21 protein-coding genes and 1 tRNA gene are annotated in these 23,797 nt (G+C 64.3%); 3 read left to right on the top strand and 19 right to left on the bottom strand.

The features are described 5' to 3' along the window. The first annotated feature begins 1 nt into the window (after position 1). The gene (locus FRF71_RS11795) at positions 2 to 1,288 is read left to right on the top strand and encodes a citrate synthase (RefSeq protein WP_420359382.1); all 1,287 of its coding nucleotides are present in this window, start codon (positions 2 to 4) and stop codon (positions 1,286 to 1,288) included. A 43-nt stretch (positions 1,289 to 1,331) separates the two neighbouring features. After that, the gene (locus FRF71_RS11790; protein ID WP_147090836.1) at positions 1,332 to 1,547 is read left to right on the top strand and encodes a hypothetical protein; all 216 of its coding nucleotides are present in this window, start codon (positions 1,332 to 1,334) and stop codon (positions 1,545 to 1,547) included. Here the strand turns inward: FRF71_RS11790 and FRF71_RS11785 are convergent. The 4 genes from FRF71_RS11785 to FRF71_RS11770 all read right to left on the bottom strand — a co-directional run bounded on the left by FRF71_RS11785 (position 1,503) and on the right by FRF71_RS11770 (position 5,502). Next, positions 1,503 to 2,939 (bottom strand): sensor histidine kinase, encoded by a 1,437-nt coding sequence (locus FRF71_RS11785; RefSeq protein ID WP_147090835.1) that lies wholly within the window; start codon positions 2,937 to 2,939, stop codon positions 1,503 to 1,505. The genes FRF71_RS11790 and FRF71_RS11785 overlap by 45 nt on opposite strands. Before the next feature lie 2 nt (positions 2,940 to 2,941). Next, positions 2,942 to 3,898 carry a hypothetical protein gene (locus FRF71_RS11780; RefSeq protein ID WP_147090834.1) on the bottom strand — a complete coding sequence of 319 codons (957 nt, stop codon included), beginning with the start codon at positions 3,896 to 3,898 and terminating at the stop codon, positions 2,942 to 2,944. Positions 3,899 to 3,923: 25 nt separating this feature from the next. Beyond that, complete coding sequence (locus tag FRF71_RS11775) at positions 3,924 to 5,102, bottom strand: hypothetical protein (protein WP_147090833.1); 1,179 nt, start codon at positions 5,100 to 5,102, stop codon at positions 3,924 to 3,926. Positions 5,103 to 5,202: 100 nt separating this feature from the next. Further along, on the bottom strand, positions 5,203 to 5,502 hold the full coding sequence (locus FRF71_RS11770; RefSeq protein WP_147090832.1) for an Hpt domain-containing protein: 300 nt from the start codon (positions 5,500 to 5,502) through the stop codon (positions 5,203 to 5,205). 71 nt (positions 5,503 to 5,573) lie between these two features. On the opposite strand from FRF71_RS11770, the gene FRF71_RS11765 reads away from it, so the two are divergent. After that, complete coding sequence (locus FRF71_RS11765) at positions 5,574 to 8,171, top strand: coiled-coil domain-containing protein (RefSeq protein ID WP_147090831.1); 2,598 nt, start codon at positions 5,574 to 5,576, stop codon at positions 8,169 to 8,171. Between the two features lie 113 nt (positions 8,172 to 8,284). Here the strand turns inward: FRF71_RS11765 and FRF71_RS11760 are convergent, their stop codons facing one another. From FRF71_RS11760 to bamA, 15 genes are all read right to left on the bottom strand, one after another. Then, complete coding sequence (locus FRF71_RS11760) at positions 8,285 to 10,246, bottom strand: potassium transporter Kup (RefSeq protein WP_147090830.1); 1,962 nt, start codon at positions 10,244 to 10,246, stop codon at positions 8,285 to 8,287. 89 nt (positions 10,247 to 10,335) lie between these two features. Next, on the bottom strand, positions 10,336 to 11,025 hold the full coding sequence (locus tag FRF71_RS11755; RefSeq protein WP_147090829.1) for a tetratricopeptide repeat protein: 690 nt from the start codon (positions 11,023 to 11,025) through the stop codon (positions 10,336 to 10,338). Further along, positions 11,022 to 11,435 carry a cytochrome c-type biogenesis protein gene (locus tag FRF71_RS11750; protein WP_147090828.1) on the bottom strand — a complete coding sequence of 138 codons (414 nt, stop codon included), beginning with the start codon at positions 11,433 to 11,435 and terminating at the stop codon, positions 11,022 to 11,024. The genes FRF71_RS11755 and FRF71_RS11750 overlap by 4 nt, the downstream gene beginning before the upstream one ends. Next, entirely contained in the window at positions 11,432 to 11,980 is a 549-nt protein-coding gene (locus FRF71_RS11745) for a DsbE family thiol:disulfide interchange protein (protein ID WP_147090827.1), read from the bottom strand. The genes FRF71_RS11750 and FRF71_RS11745 overlap by 4 nt, the downstream gene beginning before the upstream one ends. Continuing rightward, positions 11,977 to 13,920, bottom strand: coding sequence for a heme lyase CcmF/NrfE family subunit (locus FRF71_RS11740; RefSeq protein WP_147090826.1), 1,944 nt, complete (start codon positions 13,918 to 13,920; stop codon positions 11,977 to 11,979). The genes FRF71_RS11745 and FRF71_RS11740 overlap by 4 nt, the downstream gene beginning before the upstream one ends. After that, complete coding sequence (gene ccmE / locus FRF71_RS11735) at positions 13,917 to 14,363, bottom strand: cytochrome c maturation protein CcmE (protein ID WP_147090825.1); 447 nt, start codon at positions 14,361 to 14,363, stop codon at positions 13,917 to 13,919. Before ccmE ends, FRF71_RS11740 begins: the two co-directional genes overlap by 4 nt. Beyond that, positions 14,360 to 14,500, bottom strand: coding sequence for a hypothetical protein (locus FRF71_RS15520; RefSeq protein ID WP_192900009.1), 141 nt, complete (start codon positions 14,498 to 14,500; stop codon positions 14,360 to 14,362). Before FRF71_RS15520 ends, ccmE begins: the two co-directional genes overlap by 4 nt. Then, positions 14,493 to 15,233, bottom strand: coding sequence for a heme ABC transporter permease CcmC (gene ccmC / locus FRF71_RS11730; protein WP_147090824.1), 741 nt, complete (start codon positions 15,231 to 15,233; stop codon positions 14,493 to 14,495). Before ccmC ends, FRF71_RS15520 begins: the two co-directional genes overlap by 8 nt. A 121-nt stretch (positions 15,234 to 15,354) precedes the next feature. Continuing rightward, positions 15,355 to 16,419 (bottom strand): Glu/Leu/Phe/Val family dehydrogenase, encoded by a 1,065-nt coding sequence (locus tag FRF71_RS11725; RefSeq protein WP_147090823.1) that lies wholly within the window; start codon positions 16,417 to 16,419, stop codon positions 15,355 to 15,357. A 41-nt stretch (positions 16,420 to 16,460) separates the two neighbouring features. Further along, positions 16,461 to 16,537 (bottom strand) — tRNA-His (locus FRF71_RS11720). A 186-nt stretch (positions 16,538 to 16,723) separates the two neighbouring features. Next, positions 16,724 to 19,069, bottom strand: a complete 2,346-nt coding sequence (locus FRF71_RS11715) for a TonB-dependent receptor (RefSeq protein WP_161597958.1) — start codon at positions 19,067 to 19,069, stop codon at positions 16,724 to 16,726. 190 nt (positions 19,070 to 19,259) lie between these two features. Beyond that, on the bottom strand, positions 19,260 to 19,484 hold the full coding sequence (gene rpmE, locus FRF71_RS11710) for a 50S ribosomal protein L31 (RefSeq protein WP_147090821.1): 225 nt from the start codon (positions 19,482 to 19,484) through the stop codon (positions 19,260 to 19,262). A 212-nt stretch (positions 19,485 to 19,696) separates the two neighbouring features. Then, the gene (gene fabZ, locus FRF71_RS11705; RefSeq protein WP_147090820.1) at positions 19,697 to 20,191 is read right to left on the bottom strand and encodes a 3-hydroxyacyl-ACP dehydratase FabZ; all 495 of its coding nucleotides are present in this window, start codon (positions 20,189 to 20,191) and stop codon (positions 19,697 to 19,699) included. A gap of 21 nt (positions 20,192 to 20,212) precedes the next feature. Beyond that, the gene (locus tag FRF71_RS11700; RefSeq protein ID WP_192900008.1) at positions 20,213 to 20,986 is read right to left on the bottom strand and encodes an OmpH family outer membrane protein; all 774 of its coding nucleotides are present in this window, start codon (positions 20,984 to 20,986) and stop codon (positions 20,213 to 20,215) included. Further along, complete coding sequence (gene bamA / locus FRF71_RS11695) at positions 20,986 to 23,712, bottom strand: outer membrane protein assembly factor BamA (protein ID WP_147090818.1); 2,727 nt, start codon at positions 23,710 to 23,712, stop codon at positions 20,986 to 20,988. Before bamA ends, FRF71_RS11700 begins: the two co-directional genes overlap by 1 nt. Positions 23,713 to 23,797 lie beyond the last annotated feature (85 nt).

Genomic DNA, 23,797 nt, shown 5'->3' with positions numbered 1-23,797 from the left:
GATGGTGGGCAACCAGGTTAAACTGAACGCAAACGGCCAGGATTTCGATTACCCGGTGCTTTCGGGCAGCGTCGGTCCCGACGTGATCGATATCCGCAAGCTCTACGGGCAAACCGGCATGTTCACCTTTGACCCGGGCTTCACCAGCACGGCCAGCTGCGAATCTGCCCTTACCTACATCGATGGCGATGAAGGCGTGCTGTTGCACCGCGGCTACCCGATCGGCCAGCTGGCCGAACATTCCAGCTTCATGGAAGTCAGCTATCTGCTGCTGAATGGCGAACTGCCGACCCAGGCAGAACTGAGCGACTTCAGCCGCACGATCACCCGCCACACCATGCTGCACGAGCAGCTCGCCACCTTCTATCGTGGCTTCCGCCGCGATGCGCACCCGATGGCGATCATGTGCGGCGTGGTCGGTGCGCTCTCGGCCTTCTATCACGACAGCACCGACATTTCCGATCCGATGCAGCGCAAGATCGCCAGCCATCGCCTGATCGCCAAGATGCCGACGATCGCGGCAATGGCCTATAAGTATTCGGTTGGTCAGCCGTTCATCTATCCCGACAACAACCTATCCTACACCGGCAACTTCCTGAAAATGACCTTCGGTGTCCCGGCCGAACAGTACGAAGTGATCCCGGCCGTCGAACGCGCGATGGACCGGATCTTCATCCTCCACGCCGACCACGAGCAGAACGCCTCGACCAGCACCGTGCGTCTCGCCGGCTCGTCAGGCGCCAACCCGTTTGCCTGCATTGCCGCGGGGATCGCTTGCCTGTGGGGCCCCGCGCATGGCGGCGCGAACGAAGCCGCGCTCAACATGCTCAAGGAAATCGGCACGCCCGACAAGATCCCGCACTACATTGAGCGCGCCAAGGACAAGAACGATCCGTTCCGCCTGATGGGCTTCGGCCACCGCGTCTACAAGAACTACGACCCCCGCGCGACTGTCATGCAGAAGACCGTGCGCGAAGTGTTCGACGCGTTGAAGGTCACCGATCCGCTGTTCGAAACCGCGCTGCGGCTTGAAGAAATCGCACTGAACGATCCCTACTTCGTCGAGAAGAAGCTGTTCCCGAACGTGGATTTCTATTCGGGCATCATCCTTTCGGCGATCGGCTTCCCGACCACCATGTTCACCGCGCTGTTCGCCCTGGCCCGCACCGTCGGCTGGGTGGCGCAGTGGAACGAAATGATCAGCGATCCTGGCCAGAAGATCGGGCGTCCGCGCCAGCTCTATACTGGTCCGACCCAGCGCGATTACGTGCCACTCGACAAGCGGTGATCTGCGGGTGATAGTGCGCCCTTGAACATACAAGGGGAAGCACATGGAAACCGTCAGAAACGTCCTCAGGCTGCTTTACATGGTCTTGGGCGGGCTGCTGGCCTTCTCTGGCTTTTTCTGGGCCCTGCAGGGCGCCGGGGTCATCATGTGGCCCAAGGAAAGCTTTATGCTGGCTGATCCGGCCTGGATCCGGAACGGACTGATTACCGCCGCACTAGGCCTTGGCCTGATCTGGGTGCTGCGCGGTCGTCGGGCTTAAGGCCAGCAAGTCAGCCGGCACTTCGACCGTGAACCGCGCGCCTTGTCCGGGTGCGCTATCAACCGTCAGGTCGCCGCCCATCGCGCGGGCTAGGCGACGCGAGATGTAAAGCCCAAGGCCCGAACCACCGTCCTCACCGCTGCGGCCAAGTCGCTCGAACTTTTCGAACACCTTGGCTTGCTGCTCATCCGAAAGCCCCGGCCCCTGGTCTGCGACGATCAGCCGTGCCCGGCCGCCGGCATCCTCCAACCTAATCCAGACCTGCGAGTTGTCCGGGGCATAGCGGATGGCATTGCCAACCAGGTTGAGCAGGATCTGCAGCACGCGGCGAAATTCAGCGATGGCCGGGAGGTGCTCGCCAGCTTTGGGCGCATCGATGGTAATGCCGCGCTCTTGTGCCCGCACCGCCAAGATCCCGGCGGCACGGCGCGCGACATCGGCCAGGTCGATCCGGTCAGGCGCAGTGTTGAAGTCCTCTGCTTCGACCACTTCAAGGTCAGCCAGATCTTCGACCAGCGAAAGCAGATGTTGGCCCGCTGCGGCAATATCGGCGGCATAGGCAGCATATTCCTCCGCCAGCGGTCCAGCCAGGCGCGTACGGATCGTTTCGGCATTGGCAATGATCCGGGAAATGGGCTGACGCAAAACCGGCGCAATGTCGCGCCCAACCGGGCCAGGCTCGTTGCTGGGCATGCGGTTCTCGCCCGGGACCGAATGCGATGGCAGAGCCGGCACGGGCAGGACGGTTTCGGAGGTCAGGCACAGTTCAAAGCCATGAATCTCGGCAGCGATGCCGGTCTTGGGAACCAAGGTGGCGCGCCACTTGCGTTCAGAGCCGGGCACCTTCACTGCAGCGCCATCAAGCAGGCGCCAGTGCACCGGCTGGCGGTGGGAACTGCCTTCGACAGTGATGAAATCGGTCCACGGGCGCCCTACGCCGGCCTGCATTGCGGCGGCGACCTGTTCCAGATCCGGCGCCTCGGCATTGACGGCGATCACCCCTTGCGCTCCATCAAGCACGGCGATCAGCTCGGCCACCGTGCGATCGATCGCGATCCGGCGGGCAACGGTTTCGTTGAGGTCCTCCGCCGGCAGCGGCGTCGCCTGCCAGCTGATCACGGCAATCTCGCACGCGCCGCTGTCCGGATCGGGTACAACCTCAATCCAGGCCGTAATGGCATCCTGACCATCGGACGCTTCCATTCGGCGCGCGATCTTGAGGCCCAGGCTGCGGCCGCGCTGAACAATCTCGCGCAGGGCGGGAATAGCAATCGGACCGGGCACGTCGCCGCCACAGCGCTGCTGTAGCAGGGCCACCAGCTCATCAGCCGATGTCAGAACGTCATTCCCGTCGCACGAGGCGCGGGCCAGCAAGGCACCGCCTGGGGTCATTCCTAGCGGCCTGCCCCCGCAAGGGAGCCCGCCAGCATGGCAGCGGCGCGATCGGCACCAAGCGCATCGAAACCTTTGGGCAGGCTCACATCAGGATGGATTGCCAGGAACTGCCCTTCGATCGCCTCGGGTCGTGCCCCGGCGGCCCGCAAGGCTAGCGCCAGACGCGCGAGCTGGCCTTCATGTGCGGCAAGTGCGGTCAGGTCGCGATCCTGGCCAGCGCCGAGCGAGAGCGCCGTCAGAAACAGACCAACCCCGGCGTGACTGACATCTAGCGCCGCCGCAGCACCACCGCCCATGCCGTGCACCAGGCGGGAAAGCAGGCCAAGGCGGCTGCGACCTTCGTCATAGTTCGCACGCAAGGTCTTTTCCGCTGCGGTCAGCGTAGCAGGCTCGGCTTCGAGCGAACGCAGCGCCTGAAGCACTTCATGAAACAGATCGGCCGGTAATTCACCTAGCGGCAGCTGCATCCGGCGTTGGGCCTGAACGAAGCGGGCCTGGGCAGCCAGCAGAGCGACCGCACTGGCCGCAGTGCCGCTATCCTGCGAAGCAACCAGGGCCTGCAGCAGTGGCGAGAGGACCGGATCAAGCGCAATGCGGGCCTGAAGCCGCTCGGTCAGCTGGAACTCCAGCGCCTGGGCGTGAGCATGGCCCAGCAGAGCTGACCGCTCGACCAGTTCGGCCACCACTCGAGCGATTGCTTCCTCACCGTGATCGCGGCGAGCACCGTTCCCTTGCGCGTCCTCGACCGCATCAAGCACCTGGCGGGCGATGTGATCGATAATCCCGCGCACGCGCGCGACGATCTCGTCGTTGAACAGCGAATGATCGTCATTGGCCAGCAGGTGGCGCAGAATTGGCGCGATTGTGCCGATAACGGCATCACCCTGCGTCAGTTGAACGCGCAGCACGTCTTCGACGGTGGGTTCGGCCCGGACCGGTGCAAACATCTCGCTCATTTGACAGGCCTTAGCGCAGGTTTGGTTAAGACGGTGTTAGCCGCCCAGCCCCTTGCGGCCAAAGGATTCCGCAGGCCGCCAGCGCAATTGCCAGTCCGTAAACCATTGGCGCCCCGGCCCCGGCCAGCAGGCCAAGACCAATCAGGATCGCCAGCAAGGCCCTGTCTTCCAGCCAGGCGGTCCAGGCCTGGCTCAGCACGCGCGGGACAATCCGCAGCAATGCCAGCAACATAAGCGGCGGGAACAACCGATCCAGCGGGCCAAGCCACGGCCCCGCCGGCACAGACCAGGCAATCAGGGTGACTAGCAGAGCATCGACACTCCAGTCGAACAGGCTGCGCAGGCTGAGATTCCGACCGGGCGGCACCACCCGGTCAGCCTCGATCCGCCGCAATACGGCGGTCGCCTCACCCAGCAACCAGGCCAGCGCGACTGCGCCCAGCGCCGGCCCTGGCCAGCCCAGGGATCCAATCCCCAAGGCCAGCGCCAGCAAGACGACAGCCCCGCTGATGACGAAGCGCGATCCGCTACCAGCATGGAGCAAGGCCGGACCGAAGCTGCGAACCAGCAACCGGGCGAGCCCGCGGGTCGGGCTGAACGGGCGGACATGTCGGATTCGACGCCGGATCCACAGCGGCTCAAGTGCGTGGGCCTGTTCTTCGTTGGCAAGGAGCGTCCAGAACCCGTCTCCCTGCCCCGCTGGTGGCAGCGGCCGCTGCGCGATCCCGGCCTGCAGCGCAATCCGCAGCAGCGCCGAAAAGGCATCGCAATCGTGCGGCAAGTCTGCCAATCGCTCAACCAGCCGGCCGGGGATGCGCAAGGCGCCGCCGCTGGCCAGGCTCGGATCAATTCGCTCAAACCCGGCCTCAACGCCGCTTTCCGCCGGCTGGACCAGCACCGTCGGCCCCGGCTCAAGCAGCGCCACTGCATCCCCAACCGAAGCGAACAAGCCATCGGCCAGTGCGATCACTTCATCGGTGGCGGTAACCTGCCCCAGCAAGCCGCGCGGGCCCGGGATAAGCTGAAAGCGTGCCCCGGCGCGCTCGGCCTCGTGCTGCAAAGCTGCAATCTCCGGCGTCATCCGCCCGGCCAGACAGAAGATCCGCTCACACCGCATGGCAAGGACCAGCACCAGCTGCTCCAGCGCGACCGATACCCCGCCCACGCGCAAGGCCCCGCGCGGGGCGGTGCCGCTTTCAAGCATGGATATTAGCGCGACCCGCAAGGGCGGCCTCCGCGTTTGTTGGCGTGAGGGTGAGTAGCCAGACTAGTGGCTCAATCCCCCCGGCACAACCCGCGCAAGGTCAGGCGGCGTATTCATCCAGGAAGGACTTGATCTTGCGCACCGGGATTGGATCACCGGGAGCCGAGATCAATGCCTCTTCCGCCAGTTCCATCAGCGCGTCGGCGTGAAAGCTGGCGGCCAGGCCCTTGATCCGCATCGCCGTGATCTGCCAGTTGCCATCGCAGCGCGCACGGCCCAGCAGGTCGACTTGCCGCGCCAGGCTTTCGACAAATGCTTGACGCAGCTCAGCAAACAGGGCCGCATCCTCGCCGGCGGCGGCAGAGAGGGTGGCGTCAAGGGCTCCAACTTCATAGGCCATGGCACGAGCATATGGCAGCCAAGGGTTAAAGTGGGGTTTATAGATTGCCCGGGCGTGGTATCAGTTTAACCATGACCAGGGGATCTCGCATCGTTGCGATCGACGCAGGCGCGCCGGAAGGCGCGACAGTCGTGGCTGAAACCGGCACCGAAACGCCGCTGACGCTTGAGGAGGAATGGGCCGAAGCCCCGGTGGCGGAAGAGGGTTATGCCCCCGCCCCGCGCCGGAACTGGTTGGCGATCCTGGGCCCAACCGCCGCCGCCCTGGCGGTGGCCGGATGGACCGCGCTGTTCTTCCTGGCCCATCAGAGCGAGCTGCTGGCGGGCGGCACGGTCCAGCAATGGGCGACCTGGCTGAGCGATTGGTCGGTTCCCGTTCTGCTGGTTGCGGTTGCCTGGCTACTGGCGATGCGCAACAGCCGCCGTGAAGCAACTCGCTTCAACGACGTCGCCCAGTCGCTTGCGCGGGAATCCGCAGCGCTTGAGACGCGCCTGACCACGGTCAACAGCGAACTGAGCCTGGCCCGCGAATTCATCGCTGCCCAGGCCCGCGATCTGGAATCGCTTGGCCGCGTAGCTAGCGAGCGGCTGTCCCAGCACGCCAGCCAACTCGCCAGTCTGGTTTCGGACAATGGCACGCGCGTCGAGACGCTGGGCAATGTCAGCGCCGCCGCGCTGGAGAACATGGAAAAGCTGCGCGGTCAGCTGCCGGTCATTGCCAGCTCCGCAAAGGACGTGACCAACACCATCGCAGCGGCCGGGCGAACTGCCCATGCGCAGATTGAAGACCTGATTTCGGGCTTCAATCGTCTCAACCAGTTCGGCCAGGCCAGCGAACGCCAAGTCGCCGCGCTGACCGACAAGATCGACACGGCCATCGCCGAATTCACCCGCCAGACCGAACAGCTCGATACGATTGCCAGCGCCAGGTTCGTGGCCCTGGCCGAGCGTGGTGAGGCGTTCCGTGGTGAACTCGACGCGCAGGAAGTGGCGGCCCTCGCCGGCATTCGCACCCGGGCCAATGCCCTGGCCGCAGAACTGGCCGAAACCCGCAGCCTGCTGGACCGGACCGAAGAGGAAAGCCTGCTTTCCCTGCGGGCGCGGCTCTCGGCCATGCGTGACGAAGGCAGTGCGATTGGCCGTTCGCTGCGCGAAGCCGAGGCAGGCGCGCTTGAAGCCTGGCAGAACGCCACGACCCGGCTGGTCGACGATCTGCGCAATGCCATCGGCCAGGTCAGCGAAATTGACGAGCGGGCCCTTGATTCCGCACGCCACCGTCTGGCCGAACTGGCCAAGGAAGCAGAAGATGTCGACCTGCGCCTGGCCGAACGCGACCGCAATTTTGCCGAAGAGCTGGAGCGCCGCCGCACCGATCTGGCCGCGCGGCATGAGCAGTTTGGTGAAACGCTCAAGGCGCAAATGGAAGCACTTGACCTGGTTATGGCCCAGCGCCGCGCCGAGCAGGAAGAACGCGCCCAGCAAATGCTGGCCTATACTGCCGAGATTGCGGCCCAGCTCGACACATTTGGCGAGAACATCCGCGCTGCTGCTGCCCAGGGGAGCACCGCGCAGAACGACCTAGCGGAGAGCCTGGCAACCTTGGCCGAACGCCTTGCCGCCAGCAGGGAAGCCTTAGCCGGGACCGACAAGTCGGTACTCGAACTGACTGACAACTCGGTCCGCCTGCTCGAACTGATTCAAGCCAGTGTCGCCCATGCCTCTACCGACCTGCCCGCCGCGATGAGCGCCGGCGAAGCCAAACTTGCCGAAATCGAGGCCCGCACCGCCGCACTGCGAAACGTCGCGGGTGAGGCAGAGGCGCGCGGCGTTGGCCTCTTGACCCAGATCGAGCGCAGCGAAGAACTGCTGATTGAGATTGCCGGGAAGACCGACAGCCAGTCAGCCGCGCTCGGTGCGATCCAGCAGACCCTTGCTGCGACCCGCGGTGAAAGCCTCGCCCTGGCCGAGCAGGCCCAGGCCGAGCTGAGGAATGCGATCGAAGCCCTGGCCGCCGCGGCGCGCGACACCGTCGGCGAGCTTGAAAGCAACAGTGCGGCAGCCGTGAAATCCCTGGCGGAGCGTCTTGCCGAACAGAGCGGTGCCGCGATCGACGCCGCCGTAAGGGCTCGCACCGCCGAAGTGGCGGAGCAGCTTGAAGCCGCCGCCGCGCGCGCCTCAGGCGTCAGCCGCGAAGCTGCGATCCAGTTGCGCGACCAATTGGCCAAGGTCAACGAACTGGCCGGCAATCTGGAACGCCGTGTCGCGCAAACCCGCCAGCGCGCCGAAGAACAGGTTGACAATGACTTTGCCCGCCGCGTCGCCCTGATTACCGAGGCACTCAATTCGAACGCGATCGACATCGCTCGGGCGATGGACGCCGATGTGTCTGATACGGCTTGGTCAGCCTATCTCAAGGGCGATCGCGGGGTCTTTACCCGCCGCGCTGTAAAGCTGCTTGAGCCGGCCGAAAGCAAGGCCATCGCGCGCCTGTTCCAGGACGAGGTTGGCTTCCGCGAACATGTCAGCCGCTATATCCACGATTTCGAAGCGATGTTGCGGCAATTGCTCTCAACCCGGGACGGCCATGCCCTGGGCGTGACGCTCCTCAGCAGCGACATGGGTAAGCTATACGTTGCACTTGCGCAGGCGATCGAACGGCTGCGGAATTAGCGGCATCATCGCCAAATCCGTCACCCCGGACTTGACCCGGGGTCCAGCGTCTTTGCGCGAGAACGAACAGCAGGATCCCGGGTCAAGCCCGGGATGACGAAGGGCTGCGGCGCCTAGATTTCCACCTGACTGCCCAGTTCCACCACGCGATTGGTGGGCAGGCGGAAGAACTCCATGGCGCTTGCCGCATTGCGCAGCATCCAGGCGAACAGCTTTTCGCGCCACAGTGCCATGCCAGGCTTGGCCGAAGGGAGGAGGGTTTGGCGCGAGAGGAAGAAGCTGGTTTTCATCATCTCGAACGGGCCGCCGCAGATGTCGGCACGCTTGAGCGCGGCCGGCACGTCGGTCTCCTCCAGGAAGCCATAGCGCAGCGACATCCGGTAGAAACCTTGACCAAGGTCCTTGACGCTGCACCGCTCGGTTTCGTCGACGAAGGGCACGTCCTGAATCGCCACGGTCAGAATCACCACACGCTCGTGCAGCACCTTGTTGTGCTTGATGTTGTGGAGCAGCGCCGAGGGCACACCCGAAGCGGCCGAGGCCATGAAGATTGCCGTACCGGGAACGCGGGTGGCGCTGGAATGGGCGCTCTTGGCGAAGACCTCCATCGGTATCGCACCCTCAGCCATCGAGGCGCGCATCAGCGCACGGCCGCGGGACCACGAAGTCAGCAGGGTAAAGATCGCCAGGCCGATCACCAACGGCACCCAGCCGCCTGAAGGCACCTTGAGCAGGTTGGCGCCAAGATAGGCCATATCGACAATGATGAAGGCAACGACCAGCGGCGCCGCCTTCCACACGGGCCAGCGCCAAAGGCTGACCAGCACGGCGGCTAGCAGGATCGTGTCGATGAACATGGCCCCGGTCACCGCGATGCCATAGGCCGCAGCAAGGTTGCTGGACGAACGGAAGAACAGCACCAGGAAGATCACCGCGATCATCAGGCCCCAGTTGATCACCGGGATATAGATCTGCCCAGCGGCAGCCGCGCTGGTATGCTTGATTTGCATGCGGGGCATGAAGCCCAACTGGACCGCTTGCTGTGTCAGGCTGAACGCGCCTGAAATCACCGCCTGGCTGGCAATGATTGTGGCCAACAGCGCCAGAAAGATCACGGGCAGGCGTACCTCATCGGGGATCATCAGGAAGAACGGATCCTTGATCAGCAGCGCCGCCTGTTCAGGCGTTTGCGACAGAACCATGGCCCCCTGCCCCATGTAGTTGAGCATCAGCGCCGGCAGGACGAAGACCATCCAGCTGACCCCGATCGGCTTGCGGCCGAAGTGGCCCATGTCGGCATAAAGCGCCTCGGCCCCGGTGACCGCCAGGACGACCGAACCCATCGCCACAAAGGCACGGTAGCCATCGGTCGCGAAGAAATTCAGCGCATTTAATGGGTTGATCGTTGCCAGCACGACTTGCGGCATGGCCGAAAGATGCATCACGCCCAGCCCCGCCAGGGTGGCAAAATAGAACAGCATGATCGGCCCGAACAGCTTGCCAACCCGCTCCGTCCCGCGCGACTGGATCGCAAAAAGGCCAAACAGGATCGCCACCGCAATCGGTACGATCCAGGCCTCGAAACCCGGGTTGACGTATTGCAGACCCTCGGTCGCCGAAAGCACCGACATGGCTGGGGTGATCATGGAATCGCCATAGAACAGCGCGGTTGCAAAGACCCCTAGCAGGATGAATGGCCCGGTCCACTTGCGATTTTCCGACTTGCGATTGATCAGCGCCAGCAGCGCCAGGCTGCCGCCCTCGCCCTTGTTGTCAGCCTTCATGATGGTGAGGACGTACTTGAACGTCACCACGATCATCATCGACCAGAATACCAGGCTGAGCACGCCGTGGATGTGGACCGGATCGACCTGAATCCCCGGCACGCCATGGTGCGAGGCGAAGGTTTCGCGGAAGGCGTAGAGCGGGCTGGTGCCGATATCGCCGAACACCACGCCGATTGCGCCCAATGCCAGCTTGGCCAGTCCGCCTTGCGCATGCCCGTGCCCATGGCCGTGCTCATGGGCAAACTGGGCGGCCGCAGCCCCGCTGTCAGTCTTGGCGGTATCAGTCATCAGTGCGTCCCATTAACGGCGAGACTCGACCCGCCCCCTGCCGCAAGGTTTCAGCGATTAGCAGTGTGTTGCGGCACTCGCAACGCGGCTCACGGGGCTGTCCCGCCTTGTGCCGGATCGGACGGGGGCGACTGCTGGGCCTGCATGGCGATGAAAGCATCGAGCCGCTGCAGCCGCTCGGCCAGATCAGCCCGCCAGGGCGCATCGGCCGGGCTGCGCTCCAGCAGCTGCGCCCAAATGCCGCGCGCCTCTGCCAGCTTGCCAGACTGCGCCAGGGCCAGACCGAGGAAGAACGGCGGCCCGGGGTGCATTGGATCAGCTTGGCCGGCGCGGCCATAGGCATAGAGCGCGGCCGGTGTCAGATTGCCCTCGGCATGGCCGACCAGGGCATTGGCCAGGGCCAGCCAGGCGTCGGCGTTGTTCGGTTCCTTTTCGACCGCGCCCAGGATTACGCCGGCCGCCTCGCCATACTGGCCGTTGCGGGCCAGGGCATCGCCGATGACCATCCAGCGGTTGAGCCCCTGCCCGCTGGCCTGCGCCTGGGCAAGCTGCTGCCGCGCTTCGACCAAAGCCGCGCCGCTCTTGGCGGCTTGCTCAGCCCCTTCTTTCGGCGCGCCCGGAAGACCAGGAGAGGCTTGAAAGGCATAGCCGGCGATCCCGACCAGCAGCGCTGCGCCGATCGCTTCCCAGCCCTTGCGCGGTGCGCGCAGCAGCACGGTCAGGCCGAATGCAGCCAGCGCGGTTAAGATCACCAAGGCCCAAGTAAATCCGGGCGTCATTGCTCACTCCCCCGGCGCAGACGCCGCCGCAGCACCAGGCCAACGCCCAGCAGCAGCAGCAGCGGAATGGCATAGAGCGGCCAGGTCAGCTCGGTCACGCGCGGCTGATAGCTGACATAGTCACCATAGCGCTCGACCAGCCAGGCCCGGATCGCCTCCGGCTCTTCGCCGGCAGCAATCCGCTCTCGCACTAGGCTGCGCATGTCGCCCGCCATCGGCGCATCGGAATCGGCAATCGACTGGCTCTGGCACTTGAGGCAGCGCAGGGTCAGCATCAGGGCGTGGGCCTTGGCCTCCTGCGCCGGATCGGCCAGCTGGACATTGGCATAGGGCGCCGGTGGAACGGCGTCCTGAGCCGCAACCGGCAGGGCCATGAACAGCGCAAAACAGGCCAGCAGCAACCGGATCATTGCGCCGCCTCCTTCAGCTTTTCACGCAGCAGCGTGACATGCTCGGGCCGGATTTCGCCGATATGCTGGTAACGGATCGTGCCCTTGCCATCGATCACGAAGGTTTCTGGCACGCCCGATGAGCCGATCCCGAGCTGGACGATCGAGCGATCATCCGCTCCGATCCGGGCGAAGGGGTTGCCATGCCGGGCCAGGAACGTGGCCACATCCTCAGGCCGGTCCCGGATCGCGACACCGGCAATCTCGATACCCTCGGCCTTGAGCGTGGCAAGTTGCGGTGCCTCGACGGCGCAGGGCACGCACCACGAGGCAAAGACGTTGAGCAGGCGCGGCTTGCCGTCAGCGAGGTCTGCACGCGCCAAGCCCGGGCGATCCGCCACCGCAGCGCGCAGGGTGAACTCGGGCAGCGGCTTGCCGATCATGGTGCTCGCCACTTCCCGGTCGGCCGGACGATACAGCCCGATCATCACCAGAGCGATGAAGCCCAGGAATAGCGCCAGCGGCAGCCACAGTGTCCAGCGCGCAGTGGGCTTGGTCTCGCTCATCGGCCCTGCCTCATCCGGCGGTAGGCAATCTTGTCCCGCGCGACCAGCCGCTTCAGGTCGCTGGCCAGCCGACCCAGCAGGGCCATCAGTCCGCCCAGTGCGATCAGGATACCGCCGTACCAGATCATCGGCACAAACGGCTTCCACCAAAGCCGAAGCTGCCAGCGGCCATCCCCAGTCGCCTGGCCCAGTACGGCATAAAGCTGGCCGTTCCAGCGGGTCTTGAGCGCGGCCTCGTTGGTCTCGTTCGGCGGTGCCCAGAAAGTCCGCGCCGCCGGATGAAGTTCGGTAACCGAGCCGCCCTTGTAGCTAACCGCCAGATCGCCGCGCAGCGCGGTCCAATTCGGGCCAGCGACCGGTTCGATCCGTTGCAGGGTAACCTGCCAGGGGCCGACATCAACCACCTGGCCCGCGCGGACCGCCACCAACCGTTCGGTGGTAAAGGCCGCGTCGCTGGCCATGCCAAGCAGCGCAACTGCAATCCCGAAGTGCGCCGTTACCATGCCCCAGACCGGCAGCTTGACCTGCCGCAGCTTGCGCCCACGCAGCGGCATCACGCTGGCAACAGCAAGCGCGGCCGACAGCGCCAGGCCCAGCGCAGGCAACAGCCCGACCGCTTGGCTTGCCGCCCAGATCAGCGTACCGACGAGCAACACCGCCGGGATGGCGATCTGCAACCTGATCCGGCGCAAGCTGTCACGCCGCCAGCGCAGCAGCGGGCCGACCATGAGGACCAGCAGCATTGGCACCGCGAAGATCGCGCTGACCGGATTGAAGTAAGGCGGCCCGACCGAAACCTTGGCGCCCAGCGCTTCGGCCAGCAGCGGATAGAGGGTCCCGACCAGCACGATCCCCAGGATCGCACTGAGCATGACATTGTTGAACACCAGCGCGCTTTCGCGGCTGGTTGCGGTAAAGCGCTCCCCCTCCGTCACGCTTGAGGCGCGCAGCCCGAACAGCACCAGCGCCCCGCCAATATTGAGCGCCAGCAGGCCGAGGATGAAGCTGCCGCGTTCCGGATCGACCGCAAAAGCGTGGACCGAAGTAAGAATACCGGAGCGGACCAGGAAAGTGCCGACCATCGACATCGAAAAGGCCACCACACCCAGCATCACCGTCCAGGCGCGCAGCGCATTGCGCGCCGCCAACACCGAAACCGAGTGGAGCAGCGCCGTCGCCGCCAGCCACGGCATCAGGCTGGCATTCTCGACCGGGTCCCAGAACCACCAGCCGCCCCAGCCAAGTTCGTAATAGGCCCAGTACGAGCCGGCCGTGATCCCCAGCGTCAGGAAAATCCACGCGCCCAGCACCCAGGGCCGCATCGCGCGGGCAAAGGCCGGACCGACTTCGCGCGTAACCAGCGCGCCAATCGCGAAACTGAAGGCGACCGAGAGGCCGACATAGCCGATGTACAGCGGCGGCGGATGGAAGGCGAGGCCGGGGTCCTGCAGCAGCGGGTTAAGGCCCGCCCCTTCGATCGCCGGTGAACTCAACCGGGTGAACGGGTTCGAGGAGAGCAGCAGGAAGGCATAGAAGCCCAGGCTGACGAAGGCTTGGCCGGCCAGCGTCGCCAACATGGTTGGCTCGGGCAACCGGCGTTCAACCGCGGCCACGAATGAGCCAGACAGCCCCATGACCATCACCCACAGCAGCATCGAGCCTTCGTGGTTCCCCCAGGTGCCGGAGATCTTGTAGATCAGCGGCTTCATCGAGTGAGAATTCTTGGCGACGAGTTCCACCGACAGATCGGTCTGGGCAAACAGGGTGATCAGCGCGGCAAAGGACAGCGCAACCAGCACACCCTGCACCACCGCGACCGGGCGAACGAGCCCCGCAAGCGCAGCCCCGCGCGGGGTGAGTGCCAGCGCCCCGGCGATCAACTGGAGCGCGGCCAGTGCCGCAGCAAGCCACAGGGCAGCAAGGCCGAATTCCGCGATCATTTGGTCTCTTCGATCGCCTGGCGGGCCTGTTCGGTGGTCATGTCCTTCATTTCGCGCGGAACATAGTTCTCGTCATGCTTGGCGAGGACATTGTCGGCAAGGAAGCTGCCGTCAGGCTGGCGGCGGCCTTCGGCAACGGCGCCCGATCCTTCGACGAACAGGTCAGGCACGATGCCCTTGAAGGTAACCGGCACGCGCGCCTTGTCATCATGGATCACGAAGGTGATCGTCACGCCATCGGCGGCGGTCTTGATCGAGCCTTTCTCCACCATGCCGCCTAGCCGAACCGCGCGGCCAGCTTCAGGCGGGTTGGCGGCATAGTCAGCCGGCAGATAGAAGAACGAGGCCTGGCTGCGCAGCGCCCAGGCGGCGAGCACGCCTGCACCAACCAACGCGACAAGCGCGATCAGGGCCAGGATCAGCCGTTGATGCTTGGCTTTCATCGGCCGCGGCTCTTGTCACGGCGCGCTTCGGCGCGGCGCATGGCCAGCCATGATTGCGCCACCAGTGCCAGCGTCCCACCGATGCCCAGCGCGAACGAGGCAGCAATAAACGGCCAGTGATCAAGGCCCTCACGCATCTTCAAGTTCCATAGCTTTGCGGCGCAGGCGGGCATCGGCCTGGGCATTGGCCAGAATTGCCCGCATCCGCGCCAGCACAACCCCGCCAAAGATCAGTGAGAAGCCCAGGCTGGCGGCGAGCAGGCCATAAAGGAACACCGGTGCCATCGCGGATTTGCCCATAGCAATGCTGGGCGGCTGGTGCAGCGAATTCCACCACAGCACCGAATAGTGGATGATCGGAATGTTGATCGCGCCAACCAGGCCGAAGATCGCCGGAATGCGGCTTTGCCCCGAACCGTTGCCGCCATCGCGGTCCGCCGCCTCCGCCAGAGCCATATAGGCCAGGTAGAGGAACAGCAGCACCAGCATCGAGGTCAGCCGCCCGTCCCACACCCACCAGGTGCCCCAGGCCGGACGCCCCCACAGCGAACCCGTGGCAAGGCACAGTGCGGCGAAAAAGGCCCCCGGCAGCGCAACTGCCCGCGCGCCTATTGCTGCTAGCGGATGGCGCCATACCAGTTCGGTCAGGCTGGCAATCGCCAATGCACTCCAGCCGCCCATGCCCAGCCAGGCGGCGGGCACGTGAACGAACAGAATTTTGGCGGAATCGCCCTGCAGGCGCTCGGCCGGCGCGGCCAATAAGGCCCAGGTCAGCGTTATGCCGGTAAGGACCAGTCCGGTGACCAGCAGCAACGGCGTCAACCAGCGCGCAAGGCGCAGGAAGCGAGCAGGATTGGCAAAGCCGTGCATGCGTGGCGATAGGCCCGAAATAAGGTGAGCACCCTTTGGCAGGGCGCGGGGATTCGGGCAAGTAGTGCTTAGGGGAATGATGTGGGCGCTGCGGCCCCCGCCACCTGGCCTAAGCGCTGGCTTACCGCCCGATCAGCGCCTGTGCCATGCTGTCTGCCACCTGGTCCGCCGAGCGGCCACTGGCCTTGCTCTCGTCCCAGATCGCGGTCAGGCGGCCGGGGATTTCCTCCAGCCGGCGGTGCACTTCATCCAGCGAACTCGGTTGGCCATGCTCGCGCGCCAGGTATTCCAGCGCAACCGCGATGATCCCGCCGGCATTGATCACATAGTCAGGCGCATAGAGGATCCCGCGCGCGGCGAGGACCTGGCCGTGTTCGGGCCGGGCCAGCTGGTTGTTGGCTCCGCCCGCCACGATTGGCGCGCGCAGCCGCGCGATTCCGGCATCGTCCAGGATCGCACCCAAGGCATTGGGGCTGAATACATCGCATTCAATGTCCATGATCGTCTCGGCTGCGACCGCCACGCCGCCCAGTTCGGCAGCGAGCGCCTTGGCGCGGTCAGCGTTGACGTCGGCCAGGGTCAGCCGCGCGCCTTCACCAGCGAGCAGGCGGGCCACGCCGCCGCCGACGCTGCCGGTGCCCTGGATCGCGACATGGACGCCGGCGAGGCTATCGGTGCCCAGCTTGTGGGCGACGGCCGCCTTGATGCCATAAAAGATCCCGCGCGCGGTGAACGGGCCGGGATCGCCGCCAGCCTGGCTGGCATCCTGCGGCGGCAGGCCAGTGACGTGCCGAGTCTTGGCGGCGATGGCGACCATGTCGGCCTCGCTCATCCCCACGTCCTCAGCCGTAACATAGCGGCCGCCCAGCGCATCGATCGCGCTGCCAAAGGCGGCAAGCAATTCGGGCGTCTTGGTGCCGACCGGATCGGCCAGGACCACGGCCTTGCCCCCACCCATCGGCAGGCCGGCCATGGCGTTCTTGTAGCTCATCCCGCGCGACAGGCGCAGCGCATCGCGCATCGCCATGGCCGGATCGCCATAGTGCCAGAACCGCGTACCACCCGCGCCGGGGCCGAGGCGAGTCGAGTGTAGTGCGATAATCGCGGTCAGCCCGCTGGCGCGATCACGCACCACCTGGACCAGTTCGTGATCATCGAAATCGGGCTCTTCCCAGATCGCAGGCACGCGGCTCTCCTTGTGAGCGGCGTGCTGGATCAAGGGAGAAATGGGGCGATCGATGGGGTTCGAACCCACGACCTCCGGTACCACAAACCGGCGCTCTAACCAACTGAGCTACGATCGCCATATCTCCCGGCGCCCGCCGGACTGCGCGCTGTTAGGCAGCGCCCGCCCGCCCCGCAAGCAGCGATTGGGAGAGGCGCGCCCTCTTGCACAGGACCCGCCCCTTGCAAAGCGAAAAATCGCTGCACCCGACAGTCCGCGTAATTTTATTACGCGGTGCTTTTCGAGCCGAGTGCAGCGCGAATCATCAGAACTTTGCGCCGACCGAGACAGTCACCGTCGCCGGGGCTGCCCAGCCCTGGAAAAACACGGTGGGCAGTGACTGGGTGCGATAGGCTTTGTCGGTCAGGTTCTTGCCCGCCACCCGCAGGAAGTAGCCCTTGTAGTCAAGCGTGGCCGAAGCATCGAGCAGGCCGTAGCTGGGCTGGATGTCGTTGAGCGTGCCAAACGTTCCGAGCGAGAAGCTATCGATCCACGAATAGCCGACGGTGAGCGAGAGCTTCGCGTCATCCGAGAGATCGCGGACATAGCTGCCGCGCAGGGTGAAATTGTTCTTTGGCACGCGCTGAAGGAGCACGCCGGTGAAGTTGGCAGTGGTGCCAGGCGCGCCGGCCTGGGCCCCGGCACCAATCGCCGCCGTTTGCCCATTGACCCGGCCGTCCTTCACCTTGGCGTCCTGGATCCCGAGCGTGCCGGAGAGCCGGAAGCCCTCCATCGATTCGGTCATCTTGCCGAAATCAAGATCCAGCTCGAACTCCAGCCCCTTGATCTGAACCTTCGGGAAGCTGGTGACATAGGTGTTCGTGCCAGGGCCATAGCCGGGCGTCACGACAACCTGCGATTGCTGGAAGTTGTCGATGTTGTTGATGAAGCCAGCCGCGTTGAAGGTGACCGCGCGGTTCAGGAACCGGCTCTTGATCCCCCCTTCATAGGTCGTGTTGGTTTCCGGCAGGAACGAGAGGAAGTTGTTGTTCGGGCAGCCGCCGACAACCCCGCAGTTGGTCTGGCTGGCTTGCCGCTCTGACAGCGTGCCGCGGATCGAGAAGCCGCCCGAGCGGAACCCTTCCGAACGGTTTGCATAGAGCAACACATCCGGCGTTGCCTGCCACTGCACGTTGAAGCGGGTAATCAGCTTGTCCCAGCTGCGTTTGTCGTTGATCTGCGGGATCAGCGGGATCGTGCCGAGCAGGATATACCGGGTGTTAAAGCTCTTGGTCTCGGAAATGTTGCGCACCCCGGCCGAGAGCTTGATCGTGTCAGTCGGATTGAGGTCAATGTTGCCAAAGAACGACCAGCTGTGGGCGTTTTCGCCTGAGAACTGGTCGATCGCCTTGTTGGTGTTCTGGTGCAGCGTAATCTTGTGATCGTAATAGAACGCGCCGACGATGTAATCGACCAGGCCATTCGCTGCGCTGCCCTGAAGCCGGACTTCCTGGGTGAACTGCTTGTAGGTCTGATCACGGTTGGTCAGAAGCTGGCTGCCAGTGGCGGCCAGCAGCGGATTGCCCACGCTGGTGCAGCCCGCGGCGCCAACACAGGTGCCGTCAAAGTCCTGGTTCACGGTATCGGCGGAAGACATGTACGAGGTCTGGGAGACGAGTTCGCCGATCGGGGTCTTCGCCTTGAGCGCAAGGCTGATGATATTGGTATTCAGGCGGTCCCAGTCGGCATCAAGGTTGTTGCCAATGTCGCGCGGCTTCAGACCATCGGGGCTGCCCGTCTCAGCATTGTACTTGGGCCAGATCAGCGCAGGATTGCCGCCCGAAAGGATGGACGCGGTCAGCTTGTTGCCGAACTGCACCGGAGTGCCGCCGCCGGTCTGATGGATGTTGTCATAGCTGAGATCCGCATTCAACCAGTCGGCCAGGTCGTAGTTCAGCTTGATGTTGAAAGCGCGGTATTCCGAATCGCCGGCACGCCGCCCTGTGAAGACGTTGTTGAGGATGCCGTCGATGCTGCGATACTGGCCAGAGAAGGCGATGCCGCCCCGGTCACCCAGCGGCGCGTTGACCACGCCGCGGCCGTAGAACTCGTTGAACGAGCCATAGCCCGCCTCAAGGCTGACCCCAAGCTCGCGCGTGGGCGCGCAGCGGGTCAGGTTGATCAGACCTGCGGTGGTGTTCTTGCCATAGAAGATGCCCTGCGGCCCGCGGTCGACCTCGACTGAGCAGATGTTGAACATGTCGAGCAGCTGGCCGGTGTTGTTACCGAAGAACACACCGTCCTGGATCACGCCGACCGGCGGGCTCTGGGTCTTTTCGACGTCGGCGTAGCCCTGCCCGCGGATGAAGATGGCGCTCTGCGCGGGGGCGGCGGTGCCGCTGCCGATAAACACGTTCGGCGCCGAGCCCTGGATATCGAGCAGCGAGCGCGGGGCGAGCAGTTGCAGGTCTTCAGTGGTCAGCGCAGTCAGTGCGACGCCGACGGTCTGCTTGTCAGCCGCCTGGCGCGTGGCCGTTACGATGATGACATCCTTGTCCGCCGCTTGGGCGTTGGTGCCCTCATCGGCCGCTTCAGCCGCATGGGCCGGAACAGCCAGGGAAACCGCGACCGCCGCGAGCGACGACCAGCCAAGAACGCACGAGTACCGCATGCCCCTCTCCTCTTGTCCAAACGCGACCGGGGCCTGCGGTTTGTTCGCGCAGTGCTCACTCCCGGCTTCTGGAACAGAGGTTTGACAGCCCCCCTTGGCGCGACAATCGACAAAAGTGAGAGGCATGCGGAGCACACAACGAAAAAGGGCGGCCACTGGCCGCCCTTCACGAGTTCCGCTGGAACCTGGCTTACTTCTTGAGCGTAAGCCCGCCGAAGCGCTTGTTGAACTGGGCAACGCGGCCGCCCTGATCGAGCTGGCGGGTGCCGCCGGTCCAGGCCGGGTGCGAGGTCGGGTCGATTTCCAGGGTCAGCGTGTCGCCTTCCTTGCCCCAGGTGGAGCGGGTTTCGAACACGGTGCCGTCGGTCATCTGCACCTTGATCATGTGATAATCGGGATGGATATCGGCCTTCATCGCTTTGGTCTTTCGCTAGGGCCGGTTCCGACCGGCCTGAAAAGGAAGCGCGGCGCTTAGCGTCGCTTTTGATTCTTGTCCAGCCCGTCAGCTGGATTGTATCACCGGTCCGCGCCCCCGGCCCAGCCACCCCAAGAGTACCATGTCGGGTGGCTGGGCCGGGGGCGCGGGCCGGTGATGCCAGGATGAGCCGGATGGCGCATCCGTACCAATCAAGACTCAGGCGGATCCGCAACCATCGCGGTAAACTGCACTTCGCAGGTCACCTTTCCTTCGATCGAGGCCTTGCCCCAGAATTTGCAGACCCGGGCTCGCTTCTGGACGAAGCCAACCTCCAGGTCGAGCAGCACGCCCGGCTCAACCGGCGCGCGGAACTTCGCTTCCTCGATCGCCATGAAGTAGACGAGCTTGCCCGACCCAGCCAGCTCCAGCGTCTCGATCGCGAGGATCGCGGCGGCCTGGGCCAGGGCTTCGATCTGCAGCACGCCCGGCATGATCGGACGGCCCGGGAAATGGCCCTGGAAGAACTGCTCGTTGAAGCTGACTGCTTTTACCGCGTGGATGCGCTCGCCGATCTCCAGCGATTTGACGCGGTCCACCAGCAGCAGTGGGTAACGATGCGGCAGGGCATTGAGGATCTGCCGGATATCGTAGGTGACCGCGGGCGCGGGTTCAGCCGCGCCCGCCGGATCAGTCGTCTCGCTCATCATTGCCCCCCGGCGATGCGCTTAGCGGCCTTCGGGCTGCGGGCCAGCCGGCTTGGCCGGAGCCGCTGCAGCCGGTGCAGGCGCGGCGGCTGGACGAGCTGCGCCCTGCTGAGCCGCTTGCTGTGCACGGGCTTCACGGATTTCGCGCGGTTCCCAACCCTGCGGCGGCACCAGCTGCGCGGTCGGCAGCAGGGCGTTGAGTTCGGTCACGATCTCATCCGTCAGGTCATAGGCATTGGCGCGCGCCACCACGGCACCGGGCTGCAGCAACAGGCTGACCTTGCTCTTTTCCATGGCCTTCTGGACCGCCTGGTCGAGCTTCTCTTCCAGCTGCTCGTTGACGAAGGCTTCCGAAAGGGCGACCGGCAGCAGAATCTGCTGGATTTCCTGCTTGCCCTTTTCCTGCAACTCCTGGATCGCGCGGGCCTGGCCCTGGAGCTGGGTCTGCAGAGCCGGGGTCAACGTGCCCTGGCGGGCTGCGTTGAAGCGGTCGATCATCGGCTTGATCTGGGCTTCCAGTGCGTTCCCGCGGGCCTGAGCCTGATCAAGCTGCGGCTTGTAGGTCACCGGTCGCTGCTGCTGGGCAATGCGGAACGCATCGGCATTGGCAATCGCCGCCTGCAAGTTCGCCACGGCAATCCCCTGCACGACATTGCTGACCGGCGCAGCGGCCGGAGCCGCCGCGGCTTCCTGGTCCTTGTTCTTGTCCTTGTTCTTCTGGGCCAGCGCCGGATTGGCCGAAAGCGCGGCAAGCGAGATCGCGGCGACCAGCGCCGAATTACGGATCAGTTTCATCAGAATTGTGTTCCCACGTTGAAAGTGAAGCTCTTGGTATCGTCCCCGGGCCGCTTCAGCAGCACCTTGGCGAAATCGATGCGGAACGGCCCGAACGGCGAGTTCCAGTTAACCCCGATGCCGATCGAAACGCGCGGCCGCGGCGAATTGCCCTGGAAGATTTCCTGGAACGGCGCGACGCTGCTGCCCAGGGCCGTGTTGACACCGGCCGTCAGACCAGTGGGAACGCACGGCAGCACGACCGCGCTGGTCGGGCTGGTAACCTGCGAAACGGTGGCAATCGTGCATGAGGTAGTACCATCGGTGTTGGTGGTCTGGGTGACCGTATCGACCTGCTGGTACAGCGCATTGCCCGTGGAATCGCGGGCCGGAATGAAAATTCCGTTCGGGAACGGGCTGCTTTGGAGGAGCGGGCGCTTTACGCCCCAGACTGCCCCGGCATCGAGGAAGATCGATGGGCGCAGGCCCAGCTCACGCGCGCCCGAACCGAGCGGAATCTCGAGTTCGAGGTGACCCAGGTAGTAATAGCGGCCGCCCAGCGCGTCATCGATCACCGAATTGCGATCGGTGATGACCTGCGGATTACCGTTGGCATCGGCAATGATCGATTGGCGGATGACGCGCGGACCAACCCCGCGGATGTCAAACCCGCGCATTTCCGGCTCGCCCAGGTAGAAGCGGTCGGTCAGGCGAACCGGATCAACCCCGGCGCCGCGGTTCTCGAACGACTTGATCAGGCCGCCCTCGCCGCGAACCGAGAAGATCCAGCCCTTGGCCAGCGGCCAATACTGCGCGGCATTGGCGCGCAGGCGGCCGTACTTGACCGAGCCGCCAAGCCCGGCGAACTCGGCCGTGACCGAAGCGGCCCGACCGCGCGACGGACGCACGCGACTGTCGAGTGAATCGTAGATCAGCGACAGACCCAGGATCGAGCTGGTGCGCTTGCCGATCGCTTCGCAAAGGTAACGGCCGGCCAGCAGTGGGTCGCACTCGAAAGTCGGCGGATTCTGCCGGTTGGTAAAGAACTGCGCCTTATCGAGCGTCACATCATCAATGTTGAACGTATAGCTGCCGACCGCCGAGACATATTCGGTCAGCGGGATCCCCGCGCGCAGCTGGAAGCCGGTGGTTGCCTGCTTGTAGGTCGTGTTGCGATCGTTGTTGAGGTAGTTGAAGCTGTTGTAATCGCGGCGATAGACGTTGAAGCCCAGCGAAACGTTGCGATCGAACAGGTAGGGTTCGGTAAAGCTGATTTCAGCGCTCTTCGAATAGTTCGAATAGCTGAGCGACAGACCGATGGTCTGGCCGCGGCCACGGAAGTTACGCTGCTGGACCGATCCCTGGAATATCAGCTTTTCAAGGCTGGAGTAACCGGCCGAAAGCTGGAGTTCGCCGGTCGGCTTTTCCTCGACATTGGCTTCAAGCACGATCCGATCAGGCGCCGAACCCGGCTTCTGCTCGATCTCGAACTTTTCCTGGAAATAGCCGAGCGAGTTGATGCGGCTGGTCGAACGCTTAACCTGGAGCGAGTTAAACGCGTCGCCCTCGGCCAGGCGGAACTCGCGGCGGACCACCTTGTCCTGGGTCAGCGTATTGCCGTTGACGTCGATCTTTTCGACATAGACGCGCGGCGCCTCGGCGATCTGGAAGGTGATCCCCATGCTGAGATCATCTTTGTTGCGATCGTAGTTGGGGCGGACGTCGGCAAAGGCATAGCCAAAGGCACCGGCCGTTTCATTGAGCTTTTCGATGGTGTCTTCCACCATCTTGGCATCGTACCAGTCACCCTTCTTCATCGGCAGCTGGGCGGCGAGGCGATCGCTGTCAAAGTCGCGCAGCTGGCTGTCGACCTTGACGTCGCCAAACTTGTAGCGCTGTCCTTCCTCGACCACGTAGGTCAGGATGAAGTCCTTCTTGTCCGGCGTCAGTTCCGCCACGGCCGAAACGATGCGGAAATCGGCATAACCCTTGGTCAGATAGAACTGGCGCAGCTTCTGCTGGTCAAAGGCCATCCGGTCCGGGTCATAGCTGGTGCCCGAGCTGAAGATCTTGGTCAGCCCGGTTTCCTTGGTGACCATCTCGTCCTTCAGGTCGCCATCATCGAACATTTCATTGCCGATGATGTTGATTTTGCGGACCTTGGACTTCGGGCCTTCCTGGATTTCGAAGACGATGTCGACGCGGTTCTGATCAAGCAGCACCATCTTCGGCTCGACCGAGGCAGCAAAGCGGCCCTGGCGCTTATAGAGCTCGATGATGCGGGCAACGTCGGCCCGGACCTTGGATCGTGTGAAGATCTGGCGCGGCGCCAGCTTGATTTCGGGGAGGATCTTGTCCTCCTTCAGCCGCTTGTTCCCTTCCAGGATGATGCGGTTGATGACCGGGTTTTCCTTGACCGTGATGGTCACGTTGCCGCCATCGTTGCGGATCTGGACGTCGGAAAACAGCTCGGTCGCGAACAGATCCTTCAGCGCCTGGTCAGCGGCCTGCTGGGTATAGGCCTGGCCGACGCGCAGCTTGATATAGGAGCGGATCGTATCAGGCTCGAGCCGCTGCGAGCCCGACACGGCGATCGACTGGATCGTGGCGGGCGCTTCGGCCGGAGCAGCCGGCGCTTCCTGGGCCTGGGCTGCTTGCGGCAGTCCGGCAAGGATCGAGGTGCCCAGCAGCACCGCGGCAATGCGAAGGGACGACTTACGTTTGGTGGCAATTCGGTTCTTCGACACGGCTGTTCCCGTCTAGATGCACAACGCCCCTCGCCCACCCAGGCGATAGCGCGGGCGCGCTGCTGGCAATTCGCCGCCCTTGCCC

The organism is Novosphingobium ginsenosidimutans (assembly GCF_007954425.1).
Lineage (GTDB): Bacteria > Pseudomonadota > Alphaproteobacteria > Sphingomonadales > Sphingomonadaceae > Novosphingobium > Novosphingobium ginsenosidimutans.
Note: the sequence above shows the minus strand (reverse complement) of the source record. Positions and strands in the feature narration are given on the sequence as shown.

Coding starts and splice junctions, on each gene's coding strand:
- FRF71_RS11795 (WP_420359382.1), top strand. CDS start 2: ATGGTGGGCAACCAGGTTAAACTGAACGCAAACGGCCAGGATTTCGAT.
- FRF71_RS11790 (WP_147090836.1), top strand. CDS start 1,332: ATGGAAACCGTCAGAAACGTCCTCAGGCTGCTTTACATGGTCTTGGGC.
- FRF71_RS11785 (WP_147090835.1), bottom strand. CDS start 2,939: ATGACCCCAGGCGGTGCCTTGCTGGCCCGCGCCTCGTGCGACGGGAAT.
- FRF71_RS11780 (WP_147090834.1), bottom strand. CDS start 3,898: ATGAGCGAGATGTTTGCACCGGTCCGGGCCGAACCCACCGTCGAAGAC.
- FRF71_RS11775 (WP_147090833.1), bottom strand. CDS start 5,102: ATGCTTGAAAGCGGCACCGCCCCGCGCGGGGCCTTGCGCGTGGGCGGG.
- FRF71_RS11770 (WP_147090832.1), bottom strand. CDS start 5,502: ATGGCCTATGAAGTTGGAGCCCTTGACGCCACCCTCTCTGCCGCCGCC.
- FRF71_RS11765 (WP_147090831.1), top strand. CDS start 5,574: ATGACCAGGGGATCTCGCATCGTTGCGATCGACGCAGGCGCGCCGGAA.
- FRF71_RS11760 (WP_147090830.1), bottom strand. CDS start 10,246: ATGACTGATACCGCCAAGACTGACAGCGGGGCTGCGGCCGCCCAGTTT.
- FRF71_RS11755 (WP_147090829.1), bottom strand. CDS start 11,025: ATGACGCCCGGATTTACTTGGGCCTTGGTGATCTTAACCGCGCTGGCT.
- FRF71_RS11750 (WP_147090828.1), bottom strand. CDS start 11,435: ATGATCCGGTTGCTGCTGGCCTGTTTTGCGCTGTTCATGGCCCTGCCG.
- FRF71_RS11745 (WP_147090827.1), bottom strand. CDS start 11,980: ATGAGCGAGACCAAGCCCACTGCGCGCTGGACACTGTGGCTGCCGCTG.
- FRF71_RS11740 (WP_147090826.1), bottom strand. CDS start 13,920: ATGATCGCGGAATTCGGCCTTGCTGCCCTGTGGCTTGCTGCGGCACTG.
- ccmE (WP_147090825.1), bottom strand. CDS start 14,363: ATGAAAGCCAAGCATCAACGGCTGATCCTGGCCCTGATCGCGCTTGTC.
- FRF71_RS15520 (WP_192900009.1), bottom strand. CDS start 14,500: ATGCGTGAGGGCCTTGATCACTGGCCGTTTATTGCTGCCTCGTTCGCG.
- ccmC (WP_147090824.1), bottom strand. CDS start 15,233: ATGCACGGCTTTGCCAATCCTGCTCGCTTCCTGCGCCTTGCGCGCTGG.
- FRF71_RS11715 (WP_161597958.1), bottom strand. CDS start 19,069: ATGCGGTACTCGTGCGTTCTTGGCTGGTCGTCGCTCGCGGCGGTCGCG.
- rpmE (WP_147090821.1), bottom strand. CDS start 19,484: ATGAAGGCCGATATCCATCCCGATTATCACATGATCAAGGTGCAGATG.
- fabZ (WP_147090820.1), bottom strand. CDS start 20,191: ATGAGCGAGACGACTGATCCGGCGGGCGCGGCTGAACCCGCGCCCGCG.
- FRF71_RS11700 (WP_192900008.1), bottom strand. CDS start 20,986: ATGAAACTGATCCGTAATTCGGCGCTGGTCGCCGCGATCTCGCTTGCC.